The 16958-nt window shown below is 43.5% G+C and carries 6 protein-coding genes and 1 pseudogene; 3 read left to right on the top strand and 4 right to left on the bottom strand.

All coding sequences use genetic code 11. From position 1 onward, the window contains the following. Position 1: 1 nt before the first annotated feature. From GVK32_RS26685 to GVK32_RS26675, 3 genes are all read right to left on the bottom strand, one after another. The gene (locus GVK32_RS26685; RefSeq protein WP_159873726.1) at positions 2–2866 is read right to left on the bottom strand and encodes a DEAD/DEAH box helicase; all 2865 of its coding nucleotides are present in this window, start codon (positions 2864–2866) and stop codon (positions 2–4) included. Between the two features lie 223 nt (positions 2867–3089). Further along, the gene (locus GVK32_RS26680; protein ID WP_159873724.1) at positions 3090–9425 is read right to left on the bottom strand and encodes a DEAD/DEAH box helicase; all 6336 of its coding nucleotides are present in this window, start codon (positions 9423–9425) and stop codon (positions 3090–3092) included. Then, positions 9425–12784 (bottom strand): STY4851/ECs_5259 family protein, encoded by a 3360-nt coding sequence (locus GVK32_RS26675; protein ID WP_159873722.1) that lies wholly within the window; start codon positions 12782–12784, stop codon positions 9425–9427. Before GVK32_RS26675 ends, GVK32_RS26680 begins: the two co-directional genes overlap by 1 nt. A gap of 216 nt (positions 12785–13000) precedes the next feature. Here GVK32_RS26675 and zorA2 point away from each other — a divergent pair, with 216 nt between their 5' ends. The 3 genes from zorA2 to zorE are packed head-to-tail and all read left to right on the top strand — an operon-like array spanning position 13001 to position 16464. Next, a complete protein-coding gene (gene zorA2 / locus GVK32_RS26670; protein WP_159873720.1) occupies positions 13001–14653 on the top strand; it encodes a type II Zorya anti-phage system protein ZorA2 in 1653 nt (550 codons plus the stop codon). Positions 14654–14659: 6 nt separating this feature from the next. Further along, positions 14660–15367 carry a type II Zorya anti-phage system protein ZorB2 gene (zorB2, locus tag GVK32_RS26665; protein ID WP_050946107.1) on the top strand — a complete coding sequence of 236 codons (708 nt, stop codon included), beginning with the start codon at positions 14660–14662 and terminating at the stop codon, positions 15365–15367. A 5-nt stretch (positions 15368–15372) separates the two neighbouring features. Further along, positions 15373–16464, top strand: coding sequence for a type II Zorya anti-phage system protein ZorE (zorE, locus tag GVK32_RS26660; protein WP_159873718.1), 1092 nt, complete (start codon positions 15373–15375; stop codon positions 16462–16464). A gap of 91 nt (positions 16465–16555) precedes the next feature. Here the strand turns inward: zorE and GVK32_RS29305 are convergent. Next, positions 16556–16831: pseudogene (locus GVK32_RS29305) on the bottom strand (tyrosine-type recombinase/integrase); the annotation flags it as partial. Positions 16832–16958: the final 127 nt, after the last annotated feature.

Raw genomic sequence — 16958 nt, 5'->3', positions numbered from 1 at the left:
ATTAACCCTCCGCTCCGGTGATAACAGCAATGACCTGAATGTAGGGTTCTTTTTCTGTGGTCATCGTGTCCTCAATCCATTCGATATAGCTGTTAAAGTTGTGTTCAATTTCACGTTGGCGCTGCTCTTTACGGTTTTGTTTAACTGACTCTTGCTGTTTATTTTCGGCAAAATCCAGCTCCAGCTGGCCTATTTGGCGTTTTCTGAGTACATCCAGTTTTTCCAGATGTTCATTGAGCTGTTGGTTAATTTTGTCTTCAAATGCCTGACGATCGTGTGCAAAAACATCGCGTGCATGATCAATCGCTTTTTCCAGTAGCTGCTGTTGGCGCTGATGGTTACGTTGCTCGCCACCGGCATTGGTTAGCTTTTTGCCAAGCTGTGGATTGTTTGCCAGGAATTCAGCAAACGGCAAACTCCCGGTTAGCTGGTCAAGATTAAAACTCACCACCAGCCATGAATTCACCATCGGGTGGGATTTACGATTCGGGAATAAACCCGAAAGAATAAAATGGTCTTCATCTGGCGAAAATAGATGCGGCAGGCGAATCACGGGTGCTTGATGGCGACCAAAGGCAGACTGCATTTTGTCATCTAACCACTGCACCACTGGGTTGATTTGCCAGAGATAATGAATATCTGGCCAGGCGTGTTGCTCCCCACGGGAACGGATAATGGAATCAGTGATGACTTTTTTATCCTGGCTTAGGTAAAGCTGGCCATTTTCCGGGGTGATTTCTGGAGGAAGCTGATTAAATCGTCGGCGCAACTCTTCCGGGGCCACCAGCGACAAGGTGTTATCAGGCAAGGTTTCGTATTGAATACGTTGGCCACTGGCCTTCAGATAACCCAGGGCTTTTTCACAGTAGGTTTGTTCATCAGCGAAGAGGCTGGTATCAGTGGCCGTTAGTGACTGAATGTCGTCGGAAACCACATTACTCAGTTCGCTGAATAAATCGTGTTCAGCACTTTCACCGACGTTACTGTTCAATAGCTCATCAAAGAGGCTGGCACCGTTATCGCTACCTTGCATCATATAACCTGCGACCTGCTCTTCTTCCTCCTCCTGGGTAAACTTACCCGTGAATTCTGAACTGTCGCCGATATTCTTCTGCGCTTGCTCATCTTTGTTGATCAGCACTTCCAGAACACGCATATCGCCATTGATTTGCGGCTCATTCGCCTCAGTTAACAGGTAACGAATTTGTGGAACGTGCTTTTGGCCGTAGCGGTCGATACGCCCGTTACGTTGCTGGAATACCATCAACGACCAGGGAATATCGAAGTGAACCATTTTGTGGCTCAGGTGGTGCAAGTTGATACCTTCCGATGCCACATCCGAACAGATCAGCAAACGCAATGGTGACTGTTGCTTACCGAAGGCTTCAACGGTTTCCATCAGCACAGTGTCGCCCTGGTCGCCACGCAGTGTGGCGACTTGCTCTGGTTTTATTTTGAGGTCTGCAAGCAGTTGCTGGTGTAAAAACTCCAGCGTCTTAATACTCTCGGTAAAGATCACCAGACGGTCGTCAGTATTATTCGCTTTCCATTTGAGATCGTTGCGGATGGTTTCCAGCAATAGCTGGTATTTGCTGAACTGACTGGCATCAACATTACTCAAAGCCAGCAGTAGAGAATGCAGTTCGTTAATTTGGCTCTGGCTATTAACTTCTTTACGGCTTTCCAGGCGCTTTAAACGGTTCGCAACGACGCTGGCACAAGCCATAGGGCTTGAGAATAAGGCTTTCTCCAGCGTGATTTTAAACAGATGACCTTTGTTGGCAGAAGCATCTTCATCGTCATCATCGCGGAATTTACTTTCAAGCAGACGGCGATACACTTCTTCTTCTGCAGAGGTCGCGTCTCGTTTCAAGGCCTTGATTTCTCGCTCCGGGAATTCGCCAGCCATTTGATCTTTGACGTCTTTCTTAAAGCGACGCACAACCAAATTTTTATCGGCGAAATCTGCGTACTCATACTCTTTAGGATTCGCAATTGCCGTGGGATCAAGCATGTTCATCAGGCTGGCAAAACTTTCAGCTTTACCATCGTGAGGGGTCGCAGAGAGCATAATTAACGTATCGCTACGCCCGGCCAACAATTTCGCCAGTTTGCTACGTAATGAACTAGTGCCACGCTCGGCGACGTTATGCGCTTCATCAATCACGATAATGTCCCACCAGGCATTTTCCAGATGGTGACGGTATTCAATGTCTTGTTTCAGGGTATCGATGGAAATAATCGTTTTATCGAAATAGTGAAACGGGTTGTGGTTCGTGGGGATACGGTTGCGTACTTTTTGCAAACCTGCAGAATCAAGACGGGTAAGAGGAATAGCAAAACGGCTCCAGAATTCTTTCTGAAACTGGGTCAGCATCGATTTAACCGCCAGCACCAGAATACGTTTACCACGGCCACGACGGATTAATTCAGAAACCAGAATACCCGCTTCGAGCGTTTTACCCAGACCGACCGCATCAGCAATCAATATACGTTGGCGTGGCTGCGCCAGCGCCATTAGCGTTGGATCAAGCTGGAAAGGCATCGAATCCATCGCCGCGTTATGGCCGAAGTGGACCAAATTATCTGTCGGCACTCGCTGGCGAAGCTGGCTTTCGATATAAAGTTGCGATGCCTGATAGTTGGCGGAGTCATCCTCTACTAGTTTCGTTTTTGCCGGATCCAGGATTTCAATATTTTCTTCCAACCCTGTCAGAAACAGGCCTTCTTTACCGCGTACCAGTTCTGAAATGCCATCACAAATCAGCAAATGACCGCCATCACCACTGTTGTCTGCACGACGAATACGCCACTCTGCGTCACGAATAACGACCCGCATCCCGGGTGCATAATTTTGTTCGTTCATCGGTTTTTCTGTCTATTGTGGCAGCAATGCAAATCGGCGGCTTATCGGTGCCCGCACGGCATACTGCGATAAAAAAGAGGGAGTTAAAGAGTATCACGATGGCTGATTAATGTGATGGCTTAATGGGAGACATCTCGCAATAATTTAGTTTATTTATTAACCAGAGACATGAGAATAGTGCGCTTCGTCAACCCCCTGCCCTGAACAGGCAGGGGGCCTTCAATTACCCGACAATAATATAGCTACGCAAACCGCTATCCGGAGCAATGAGATTGGCTCGGCTGGAAGCAACGATTTCGACTTGCCGGGAAGGATGCTCTTCGAAGTCAAAGAATGAATCCCCTTGGCAGCGCCAGTAGCCAAGCCCCATATCCAGCAATAGATAACCTGTGCTGCCATCTTTGAATGATACGGTTAACTCACGGCCATGGTCAGTCGTTCGGTTATCACCAATAAACCATGAAATATTTCCGGACCAGGCAGGGCCAAGATAGCCTTCCTCCAACAATGTCCTCACCACCTGTTCCCTGTCTTCCTCGTTGAGCCATGCGTTAAATAGCGAGTCATGTTGGCGCGAACTGTAGTCGAGTTTTTTCACTGATATCGAGAGTGCCGCTCGTTCTGCTATCCCCTGTTCGACCAATTCAGTCAGCAATTCAGCCAGCAGACGTGCCGTGAAAGGACTGTTAACGTAACGATCGCTGTATTGCACCTGAGCTATCTCACGCTTTTCGGCGAAAACACGCTTCCAAAACGGGTGCTGATTACTTATAAGTGCCCAGAAACGTGACCCAAAGCCTTCCAGCGAGCCATCCAGTTGGCGCGATAAATTGATTCGAACAGCTCCTGCAGGCAATTCAGGTAACAGTTCTTCCGCAGAGAGTGTATTTCCAGGAAAGTCCTTAGCAGCAAACACTTGGCAAGATACAACAGGAGTTGTTGCACTCTGCCCCCAGCTAGCACCAGGAATAGTTGTTGCATCATTGCCTGCGGACCATTGCAGGCAATGATCATCACCAACGATTTGTGCCAACCAGCGACCCTGTCCCTGAGCAAGCAGGCTCCCAGGGACAGGATGGATGCATAACGTGTTACCCGGCATCGCTGACAATGCAGATAATTGATGGCGTACTTTTTCAGGTAACTCAGCTAATGCGGTGGTGATTAGCAGTTCAACCTTGCCTCCCGAGGATGCAAACCGCAGTACATCCTTCAATAATGGCCACTGCGCAAAATCCCACTCCTCTGTCACTCCGGATATCACCAATGAGAGAGTGCCGTAACGCCCTGAGCTAAGATGCTGCGATAAACGCAGCATTAGAGGGATAGTTTCAACCCGGCTGCCCGGCCCGAAGAATTGATATTCCGGTGCAAGTTTCAACATCTGCAAACGCGTACTGGTGAGCAATGGTAAGGCACGATGGCGATCCAACTTACTTACATAGTGCTGACTGTCGTAACTGAGTAAGCAGTGATGACAGAATTTATCGCATGAGCAATCAAGTAACTTTTTGGCGTAGTTAAACACTTCGCTAAAAAGATCAATTATTTGAACAGCATAACCTGCCCCGCCTGCATTATTGTCATAGATGAAAATCGAGTATCCATAAGCATTGTTACTATCGCGGGATTGCTGAATAGTGACGCCCAGCTCGGTATTTTCAATACCTAATTTATGCGCCAACCCTTCACGTAATGCGACAGCCAGGGAACGTGCAGCAACATCATCAGTAATCAGCAAACCGTTTTCGTCATTAAGCTGCAGTTCAACCATGTCTGTACGGCTGCTATAACCTAACCACAAATCTTTATGAACATGGCCATGGCACAGCTTGCTGCTGCCCTGCCGATCATTACTGCCGCCACGTAACAGAAGATGCGTATTTTCTAGTGCAGGATTTTTGAGCGTTACCGGTGTGCGTTCAGCTTCCGTTTGTGACTCAGTGCGCCCACAAGACAAGCAAATGGCATAGCCTTTACCGAACTCACCATCGCTGAAATGGAATAACTCACCACTATTGCTGAAGCGGTAACGCCCTAGTGATGTATCTGGCAGAGAAACCCATACAGCTGAAGGCACCAGAACCCGAGGGTCCTGATAAGGCAATTGTGCGGGCATAGACACATCGTTATGGGCCTGATAACGGATATCTGTCGCAAAACCAACCGGTTGCAAATAGCGCCTCACGGTAAGTAGTGATTTTTCTGCACCACAATGGCTACAACCTGCAGGATATGTTGCGCTGGTAGACCCCGCACCACATTGGCGGCAGTGCCAGAACCACGGAATATGATGGTCGCCTTTTAGCTCCTGCCCACTCCCCAATACTTTACCGAGCATAATTCCTGCGGACCGGTAGACTTTTCCGCCTAAAACCACATCGGCACCCGGTGCATATTCACGCAATGCTGTAGGCAAGTCACGACTTGGCAGTTTTTCGAGACTACGTGAAAAGTTCTCAACGCCCTCTTTCTGATCCAGTTGACTGGCTTTTAACGCTTTACGCTTTTCAAGTTCATCAGCTGTCAGGAAGTTAAAATTAACGACCCCAACAGGGAAACCGTGTCCAGGAAGAAAAGCTTCACTGATTAATTTTGAAAATAGATATGCGCTACGATAATCACGTAATTGATAGGCAATTGCTTTACCGGCAGGAGTCTCTTCCCAGCCGATATTGTCTGCTTTCAACGATTCAATATTTTGTAGCAAAATAGCGAGTTGATTACGCCAGTGAAGCTCTGCTTTCTGCATCATTGAATTGGTACGCGAAAGCAGCTGGGAAGTAGTCAGAGACGTTAATACCGTTCCCTGAACCAGCCGTTTCAACTTGTTGGCCAATACTTCTGATTGGCCATTCATCCAATTCAAGAAACGTTGACACTGGCTATCTTCACCCTCAAAAAACCATTTACAACTCAGCTTGGTCGCATCCGGCACTTCCGCCCTTAAAAACAGACCAAGTACCAGCGCATTGACGTGGCGTTGGACAATGCTTTCGCTCTCAAAGCGTACCTGTGGAGCCTTGGAACTACTGTTAAATGGCCAAAGCGGATCTTTGAAAACTTCCATACCATGGGCGGTATTTTTGCATAAGGTAATTGCTGCTGAAGCTGATTCACCTCGACGCCCTGCACGGCCTGCACGCTGCAGATAGTTAGCTGGAGCAGGAGGGACGTTATTCATCGCAACCAAACTCATACCGCCAATGTCTACGCCCATTTCCATCGTCGTAGAGCAGTTCAACACGTTAACTTTCCCAGCCTTAAACAGTTTTTCGTTAAACTGGTTTTGTTGAGGTGTGCGTTGTGCAGAATGCTCTTCCAGGCGATACCAGCCATCCTTCAGTGCCAGTCTGTCGCTACGGGTAGACCACACACCTTCACGACGAGCGCTCTTGATTTGCGGGTCATCTTCCAGCCATTGTAACCGCTCATCTCTTGGCAACTCACCGCCACCAGACAGCCGCCAGTGGCGCATTGGCAATTCAGGCATTTCAACCAATACGGCCTTCTCAGGAGCAATGCCTTCACTTCCAGGTAAATAAGGTGAATAACCGAGCAGGGTTACATCAAGTGCGCGCCGGGTATAAGGACAACGCCAGATCTGTTTGGGGCTATAGAAATAAGCTTGTTCTTTAATATCAAATTGATAACCAGACTCAAACTGACGTAGATTTGGCCTGAGGGCATCCCAAGCCTCTTTCATTAAATTATTAACTAAATCTTTCCAGTAAGTTTGATCTGGCTGAATCGCTGGGAATACAGCCACCAGTAACTTAATAACCCGGTTGTAATGACGATCGCGAATTTGTGGCCAAAGCTGATCACGCTTCTGTTCTTTATATTTTTTATCCGGACCTTGTAGCATTTTTACCGGGAAACGCGTTCCCATCCAACGAGGATATTGCTCATTCTCGTAAAAAACAGCACTATTTTCACGGATAAAGAAATCAAGGGTAATTTTCAGTAGATTACGCCATTCAGCAAGTTGCTTATCTGGATCTGGCAGAAGACTTTTCCAATCCTGAGGACAACGATTTACGTTATCAATAAAAGGATAATGAATAGCAACGAGACCCAAATTTTCTAACGTCCATGCATTTTTGGGGCGGCGTCCAAATTCACTGTACAGACAAAAATCGGCAAACTGTTGTTTGGTTAAATCAAGCCCAGATATTTCTTTGAAACTACCTCGCATTCGGTCAGCCAGATCAACACTACCGGATAGCTGCTCGACCAATGTTTGCCAGGATACAGATTTAACTTTTTGCCCCCCCGAAGCAGAAAGTAACACTTCTATTGCCTGAGCATGTGCTTCGCTTTCTGAACTGATGGCTGCTGTAATATTATTTAAAGCGAGAATTTCATTTGGGCTTAACGCTTCATTCGAGGTTATCGCCTTGCTTAAAGCCTCGACTGCATTCTTAAACGCTGGAATTGGAACTAAAGAAAATTTAGCAATATAAGGTTTGAGTAGTTCTCGCTGCGCATCGCTCAAACCAACAGGATGCTCTGTTATGTTCGCTAACTCTTGATAGCAAAGGGTTCTGAGGGTTGCTTTATCTGCATCTTGCTGTAACCGAGCAGAGATTCGAGCCGTACCCTGACGGGAATCGGTAAACGTCAGTAACCGGCGACCACTGAAAGGCCCTTGCTGTTCTTCCAGGTTTTTTGGTAATGGGGAGAATTCAAGTAACGTTGGAATAATGTCACTTAGAAAGAAAGGTGCCCCCAAACGCAGTGGGCGAAATAAAGGGTTATTTTTCCGCTCAGCATCACCACAGCAAATACATGTAAAAAATGTCGATTTCCCTGCATCACGATGTTCCGGTCTCAGCAAATTCACTTCATAACCGGTTGCAGAATTATTGACTATTTTCCCGTGAGAGTTTTCTTCCAATGAGACAACTATTTTCTCACCAGTGTCAGCTAAAAGACGATCAAACTGATGACTGCTATCTTCGCTGTTTTCATCTTCATCATCACGATATAAGTCTACTTCAAGAGCAAACTCGTCTTCATCGGCAGCAGTGGGTTGAGCAGACAACCATGTAGTGCCATCGTTTTTTAATTCTTCCTTAGCCGATAAGTAAGCGGTGCCACAGCCGGAACAACGGAGTACTTCGAAAACAGGTGCACCGCAATCACAAAACAGGCGTTGCTCAGACCAAATCTGGCCGAACGGCCAATCCTTATTTTTTAATTCTGGAGATTTATGAGCACATTGCCGATTTGAACATGCCCAGAGCCCTGCCAACGTTCGAATAAACCCATGCATACGTAAAGGGGTAAAAGCTAGCGAATTATCAGATGTATCAGTACGCGCTTTAGCCATCAGATCAAGTAATTGTAATAACTCTTGATTAGATATTTCAGGCCAGATATTCCGGGCAATCACCCTTAATTCGCTTAAACGCACCGCAGGGTTCTTATGCTGAGTTAATGCTCGGCGGAGTTCTTGTGTCACTCGGTACTGACAAAGCTGCTGATAAAGTTCCGTTGGGGTAAGATCATTAAGTGAAGTTAATGACAATGGAAATTCAGCTCGAATATGCGTATCAGATATAGGTGGGATCTGACGGTAACCACGTACTACTTTTACATTCCGCTCAGTCACTCCGGCCAAATCAGCGACAAATTTTGCCAATTCTTGATTACCCTCGACTGAATCTTCACCAATCGTGGCCGATGTTGCAATGACCTGAACAGGATTATCAGTCCCTGGACCAACATTAAAGGCCTGCATGACACGGCGCAGTAATAATGCCAGCTCTGCCGCCTGGGAACCAATATAGCTATGCGCCTCATCAAGAACGATATATTTCAACATCCCCTGTGATTTATCAACGATAGGAGCATCTTTACGTCGAATAAGCATATATTCCAGCATGGTGGTATTCGTCACCATAATAGAAGGTGGGGACTCGTATATTTCCTCTCTACTCAAAGCTTGTTCCGGAACTTTTCTCTGCTCTTCCTGAACCTCATATTTCGTGTGTTTCGTTTCACCGTTATAAAGCGCAAAGCGAATTTTTCCTTTAAATCCTTTGGTCCAGTCACGTAACCGTTCCTGCTGACTGTTGATTAGGGCATTAAGCGGGTACAAAAAAATAGCCTGAGTCCCCGTCAGTGGCTGTCTGTGCGCTTCTTGCTCTCGAATCAGGTCCTCCAGCACAGGTACCATGAAACATTCTGTTTTTCCTGATCCAGTACCACTACTCACTAACAAGGACTGTTTATCTTCAAGAATAGTACGCCAGGCTGTTAGCTGATGGGAAAAAGGCACCGGTGCATGACCAAGTGCATTAACCAAATGGTTAGATATGAGTTTGCCTCTAAGGGCATCCATTGTTTCACTGGCAGGCATCCAACCGAAAGTACTTTCAAATACGGGATCGGCAAGCAAGGATCCTTGTTGTCCTGGTGTTCTGAAATACTGAGATTCCAGATATTCGGTCAGCGATTTGCTACGCAATGCTAATTGACTCACCACCGAACGCACTGCTCGCTGATGCAGCTGATCTAAAAGCGGTGCATAATGAAGTTGCTGGACTTTCATCAATGACAAACTCCTGCTTGCTCAAAATAATACTGATAAATGATACCCAATTGTTGCGGGGCTTGTTGATAGTGGATTTCGAATAGTGAAGAAAGTTGGTACATTACATTATTATCTTTATGAGATAACAACGAGGCGACCAACATCAAATTAAATAGTTTTTCAAATTTCGTGTGATACCTATCTTCATTCCAAAATTTTTTAAATATAGGAATCAGGTCAGGTGATATGGCCGATAACCATTGGTCCTTAGTAAAGGTCCCAACACGACCAAAACTATCTGGATTGCGTACCAGCATTTGTTTCGCTTCATTAAACTGCTCATGGTCCACTAATGGAACTCCAGAACACAATGATTGTGATGATTTAAATTTTAGTTTAAGCATATTGACAACCACTGCGAATCGACGGTCAATGGCCGCTCTATTACTAATAAACACAACAAATGGCTGTAATATATTTAATGCCAGAGTTTCATCACCGAGCTGAACTGCAAGAGAAACATAACTATCATGAAACGATTTTCTCCAATGCTCAAATGGAATCCAACCCCATGAGAATGGCAATTCATTTTGCATATCGTAAATAAGCTCACTGTCACCAGACAAGCATGATGCGATTAAGAGCTGAATTAGAGCCAGTGGATCCCTGGCGAACTTGTTAAACAAATCGTGCACATGCAAAGGTAAATCATCTGAGTTTTTATATTTTTTTAAATATTCGACCACTGAGTAAGCAGACTGCTGTAATGGATTGTTTTTTATATCGGATAGCAGTAAGTTTATCTCATTTTTACGCTTTGATCGCTCCGGCTCACAAAGTGATTTTATGAGTAGATCATTATCTAATGATAATGTTGTACCCCATTTTAATAATGGTTCAATTCTAATATAGTTATCTAACTTTCCAATAATCAACCACGAACCACCACTCTCATTCAATGACGAAAAATCATAGCCCAATACATCTTTTTGTAGAGTTATCGTATGAGAGTCTGGATCTATAAGTGAAACAGCTTGCACAATAACTTCACTAACACGCTCTTGTGGGAAATTTATTACGTCTTGCACATCAATATATAGTCGTCCATGTCGCTCAACAAACTTACCATCATATCGTGTAACGCTTAGCGATGAACTGAGACCTCCTAACTTATCAGCATAAAAATCAATACGCAATGAACTATTATTTGACCATGAACACGCGAGGAACGACTTTAATAGATTATATTTTTCATATAGTGAAATTTGTTGTAGGTTTTCATTTCGCCCAGTTAATAATGGAATATCCATAGATAAATAATGAAGATCTTTAGAAAGTGGATTCTCATCTTGTAACTTAACGTTTAGAAAACCTTTCCCTGCTGGGGATATTGTAAGTAAATCAGCACTCACTCCATGTAAATGGTCTACTGATGCAATACCTTCAGAAAATGTCTCACCTTCTTGATTAACAAATCGACCACCGGCCACTGGAGAGGGTAATAATAGCTTAAGGTTACAACCATCCCGCCAGGTAACACGCAGGTCTATTGTGATATTTTTGGAAATACTACCATCGAAAGGAACTATGCACTCTTGAGCCAGATAGTCAGTTTTTAATAAAAAATTTTCATTATTTGTGTAACGTTCCACCCGTGTTTCAGCAATCCCGGAAAGAGTAATAATTCCTTTTTGGGCTGAGTCGGGAACAATTTTAATATCAAAATCTGCTGGTAGAACAACCATCCGACCACTGAATAACACTTCATTATTCACCACATGCCGTACTTCAACTTGCCCTTTAGGCATTGAAGTTGAGACTGAGGACCATGTCATATTCCCTGAACGTATTGAGCGCCAGTAAAGTTCCAGCTCGGGAACAATCCCATGCTGAAGGTCTTTTTTCCAGGCAATTTTAGGCCAGGCTCGATGAACAGGATAATCCGACTTAACAAGATCGACCTCTGATGGTTTAATAAAATATTCAGTCGATGAATCAGATATCTGCTTAGTACGAATAGTACAGATGGCACCATCTTGCAAAATAACGCTAAAAACACCACTGACTTTCGTGAGACTACGTGCACTATTCGTCAAAAGTCGTGGAATATCGAAGTCTCCCTCACCACTGATATCCAGATTGCTATTTGCAGGCAATGAGATAAATAGAGCTGCTTGCACAGAACTAACAGAACCCATTCCGAATAATTTCAGCTGTGACTCGCTTTCGTTCATAGCTTCAAAAACCCAAGGGAGATCTTCTGCCAGTTCGTATCCTCCTTTCGGAATTCCCCTGCCTATGAGCGCTGGCCCATCAAACAACATTAATGATATTTCTCCCATCGCCTCCATGCCTGAAATTTTTTGTGTCGCAGCTGGCAACAACTCAATCCGCCAATCTTGATGTTCATGACGGCTTAGCATTGCCAGACGTGCCCCACCATTTATCCATTGTGCAGAAATAATCAGTCGCGATTGATCTTGTTGTATTTCACATTCAAATAAGGCTTTAAGCTGTTCAGTACGTAGCATCCCAGGAAAACGGAAGCGTGCATCACAGAACCAACTGTCATCGACATCGATCCAAATTCTTTCAATTAAGATGCCAGAAGCGGCACGGGTTTCTGATGTTTGTGAAAGTAAACGCCTGACTATTTCTGCTGCATTTTCTTCCAGGAGAACGAGAGGTAGTTGGTGATGCCAGTTTGGCAATGTCTTGCGTAGTGAGGCAATAGGATCTCTCCCGTGATGACCACTTTCGTTAAGAAGTTTAGAAAGCGTCCAGCAAAATTCACCCGCGACTTCATAGACAAGCTCGTTTTGCATTGTACCAGGAATAGTGTCACTCAAGTCTTCCGCAATCTTAACTGCTGAGACATTACCTTGTGACCCTCTCAAAGCCTGATAAATCCGCCTGAAGTAGTTTATTAAATAACCACTCTCGTTTTCTATCATACGCACTGGCAATCCACCTTCGCAGGCCAGTGTATGTAAGTAACCTGAAGCTTGCCCCAGACTCCTCACTTCTCTTTTCCAGTAGCGTATACCTTCACTGACAAGCTTCTGCCGATGCTGATATGGAATTTGCCAGTTTATGGACTGTAAAATAGCATCCCATTTGGGATGTCCAGCAGTGTGATTCCGACGAATAAATTCGGCTGCATAAAGACAGAACAAAACATCGCTGTAAGAAATAAAGACCGTTTTGGGATAGGTTCGAGGGACATGACTGCTAAGAATCTGAGCCAGTTTCGCGAATTCGACATCTTCGCATCGATAGGCATAGAGAGCTCTTCCATCTGTTACTGTTAGCTGACGTTTTTTAAGAAAATCTTTAAGCCACAGCAGAAGAGGGTTAGTTGGCGTCTTCACAAGCATCCTTTTGTACGGAATCAGATTTCTTCACACATTACTACCATGAATGAAAAGCTCAATGGGTAACCACCTTCAAGACTGATTGATGTCATTTATTATTAGATTATTTTTGCTACAATGATCACAAAAATGAGGTTTGTCCGCAGCACTTTGGAAGATTTTTCCCATTGTGCCTGCCGCTAAGCTTAAAAATCACAATTACGTAACACAGGAATCGTCATGTTAGCTCAGCTTTTTGAACATTTGTTTCACTCTGTTGATTCAATGCTTGTAACCAATATTTTTATTTGGGCCGTAATTTTTATCTTCTTTGGTGCCTGGTGGTGTGACTATAAAAATATCCATAGTAAATTTAGGGAGTATGCGCCGACACTAATGGGTGCGTTAGGTATACTAGGTACCTTTATCGGCATAATTATTGGCTTATTGAATTTTAATACAGAAAGTATTGATACTAGTATTCCAGTATTGCTTGGTGGTTTAAAAACAGCTTTCATCACAAGTATTGTCGGTATGTTTTTCGCTATTGCATTTAATGCACTTGATGCATTTTTCTTTGCGAATAAACGAAATAAATCGGCAACTAATGAACCAGAACTTATCACTCCAGATCATATTCACCATGAATTGAAAGAACAAAACCATTTTTTGGAAAAGTTAGTATCGGGAATGAGTGGCAGTGAAGAAGGTTCGTTGGTAGCACAGATAAAATTATTACGTAATGAAATAAATGATACATCTCGCACCCAACTTTCTCATCATAATGAATTTAGTAATAAACTATGGGAACAACTTCAACAATTTGCAGATTTGATGGCCAAGGGCGCGACCGAGCAAATAATTGATGCACTAAGACAAGTTATTATTGATTTTAATAATAACTTAACAGAACAATTCGGTGAGAACTTTAAAGCTCTTGATGCTTCGGTAAAAAAACTTGTCGATTGGCAAGAAAACTATAAAACCCAAGTCGAACAAATGGGCGCACAGTACCAACAAAGTGTCGAATCATTAGTTGAAACACGTGGTGCAGTCGCTGGTATCTGGGAGGAGTGCAAAGAGATACCACTTGCAATGGCTGAGTTACGCGATGTTTTACAGGTTAACCAACATCAAATAGGCGAGTTATCTCAGCACCTTGATGCTTTTGTTTTGTTACGTGACAAAGCAACCGATGCAGTTCCGGCTATCCATGAAAAACTGAATGAAGTAGGTGAATTGCTTAAAGCAGGTGCCTTGAGTGTCAGCACCTCCCTGGGGCAAACAGGAGAGGAACTACTTACCAATGCAAATGCCATGCGCATTGCCCTGGATGAAGGCTCGGAAGGTTTCAGACAGTCGGTAACTCAGACTCAGCAAGCATTTGCATCAATGGCACATGATGTAAGTAATTCTTCTGAGACTTTGACATCAACTTTGGGTGAAACCATTACTGAAATGAAGCAAAGTGGTGATGAGTTCTTGAAGTCTCTTGAATCACATTCTAAAGATCTTCACCGTAATATGGAACAAAACACAGCCAGTGTTATTGACCTCTTCACTAAAACCGGTGATAAGTTTAATCAACAGTTATCTAATAATGCAGATAATATGTTTGGAACCATCCAGTCAACATTTGACAAAGCTAGTGCAGGTTTGAATTCACAGGTAAAAGAATCAGTTGAGCGCTTTGGTAGTTCCATCAACGAACAACTGCACGCTTTTGAACAAGCTACTGAACGTGAAATGAATAGGGAAATGCAAGCACTAGGAAATTCATTACTGGCAATCAGCCAGGGATTTGTTAAAAATTACGATCATCTAATAAAAGAATATCAAAGTGTTCTTGGCCAACTACAACCATTAATTAACTCAAGACAAAACCGTGGGTAACAATCAATGGATAAAATTATAGGCAAACCTACCCCGAAGAAAACCCAAGATAATGAACACTGGGTTTCTATGTCAGACCTAATGGCCGGACTGATGATGGTATTTATGTTTATCTCTATTGCTTATATGCATTATGTGCGTATTGAAAAAGAAAAAATAAAAGAAGTGGCTGTTGCCTATGAGCAAGCTCAACAGCAGCTTTATAATGCTTTAGAGGTTGAGTTTTCGAAAGACCTACCATCCTGGGATGCCGAAATCGATAAGCAAACCCTTGAAGTAAGGTTTAAATCCCCTGATGTTCTTTTTGGATTAGGCAGCTCAGACTTAAAACCAAAATTCAAAGAAATTCTTAACGACTTTTTCCCACGCTATTTGAAAGTATTAGATGAGTATAAGCAGCATATTACTGAAGTACGTATAGAGGGACATACCAGTACAGATTGGACGGGTGCAGCCAATCAAGACATTGCCTATTTTAATAATATGGAGTTATCTCAAGGAAGAACTCGTGCAGTATTACAATATGTCTACTCTTTAAAAGAATCAGCTGCCCACCAAAAATGGGTGAAAAGTAAATTTTCTGCGGTAGGATATTCATCTTCACATCCAATTCTTACCCCTGAAGGAAAAGAAGACCCAAGCCGTTCACGACGAGTCACGTTTAAAGTTATTACAAATGCCGAATTACAAATTCGTCGTATTATTCAGGAATAGTCAAAATGAAGTTAACTCTTGATTTTTCTGAATTGATTGCGCTAGGAAAAAAAATGCTTCCTTCTGGTGCTGAATTTTCTCTTGATGAAGCGCTTGTTGTATTCGATCCTATTGATATTGAATTGTCTGCAGGAAAGGAAGTCAGTATTGCTGACCTTGATCCTGGTAGTGGTTTAATTTCCTACCAGGGTCGTCAAGTTCTTCTGTATATTCGGGATCACTCCGGACGGTATGATGCAGCTATTGAGGATGGTGAGAAAGGAAAAAGATTTCATATCGCATGGTGTAGAACTCTTGACGAAATGCGCCAGAAAAATCGTTTTGAACGCTACCATGCAACAAACCGTGTTGATGGTTTATTTGAAATTGACGATGGTTTAGGTCGCAGTCAAGATGCTGACTTGAGAGTTTGCATGAATTGCCTTGAACGACTAAATTATAAAGGTAGTATTGATAAGATACAAAAGAGAATAATATTTAAATCGTTCTCCTTAAATAATTTTTTCTCTCACTACAGTACCTGTTTCCGTCATATGCCAAAAGGTATTCATGATAAAGCAAATAGTGGCTATGTAGATAATTGGAAAGATATTTCGCGATCTGTACGTGAACAAGCAAGCTATAAATGTAATGATTGCGGTGTTGATTTAAGCTCCACACGCCAACTCTGCGATGTTCATCATAGAAATGGTGTTAAATACGATAACTCAGCAGAAAACCTCCATGTTCTTTGCAAAGATTGCCATCGTAAACAACCTCTACATGAAGGTATATTTGTCACTCAGGCTGAGATGGCAATTATTCAACGCTTGCGTTCTCAACAGGGATTACTAAAGGCTGACTCCTGGAAAGATATTTATGAACTCACTGACCCATCTGTTCACGGAGACATTCATATTATGCAGCACAAAGGATATCAACCTCCGGTACCAGGATTGGATTTGCAGAACTCAGTACATGAGATTATTGCAACCGTTGAAGCAGCATGGCCAACATTAAAAATTGCAATTAACTTAACTGAAGTACAAGTAGAAGGTTGGAAAATATTTACCGTTGGTGAACTCGTAAAAGAGATACAATCAGGGGTTGTATTTTAATTCGGTAAAAATTTGAAAGAGACCTGATATTTACTCAGGTCTCCATAGTATTTTTTTTGTGCAACGTAAGTTTTATCGATGCACTATTTCCTTATGACAGGGAGTTTTTAATCTTTGCATAGTCAAAAGGCGAGATAACGCTTTTCCGATTTGCATCCAGAAAATCAGCCCACCACTGCAGCATTAGCCTGCGTTCATCCAAGTGCTCTGCCTTATGAATGTAAGATGCACGTACAGAGTTACGCTCCTGATGACTCATCTGCCGCTCGACCGCATCCTTCGACCACATCCCTGATTCGATCAACGAACTACATGCCATAGTCCTAAATCCATGCCCGCAAACCTCAACTTTCGTGTCATAGCCCATTGTAAGTATCCCACCAAAACGGCCCATTCACTTTTAGAGATCTTCCGACATACTGATTATGTCACCTGAGGAGATCGCTATGCGTAAGATCCGATTCACCGAGCACCAGATCATCGCCGTCCTGAAA

Origin of the sequence: Klebsiella sp. 18074, assembly GCF_902705905.1 — a bacterium.
Lineage (GTDB): Bacteria > Pseudomonadota > Gammaproteobacteria > Enterobacterales > Enterobacteriaceae > Klebsiella > Klebsiella terrigena.
This window is presented reverse-complemented; position numbering and strand designations above follow the sequence as displayed.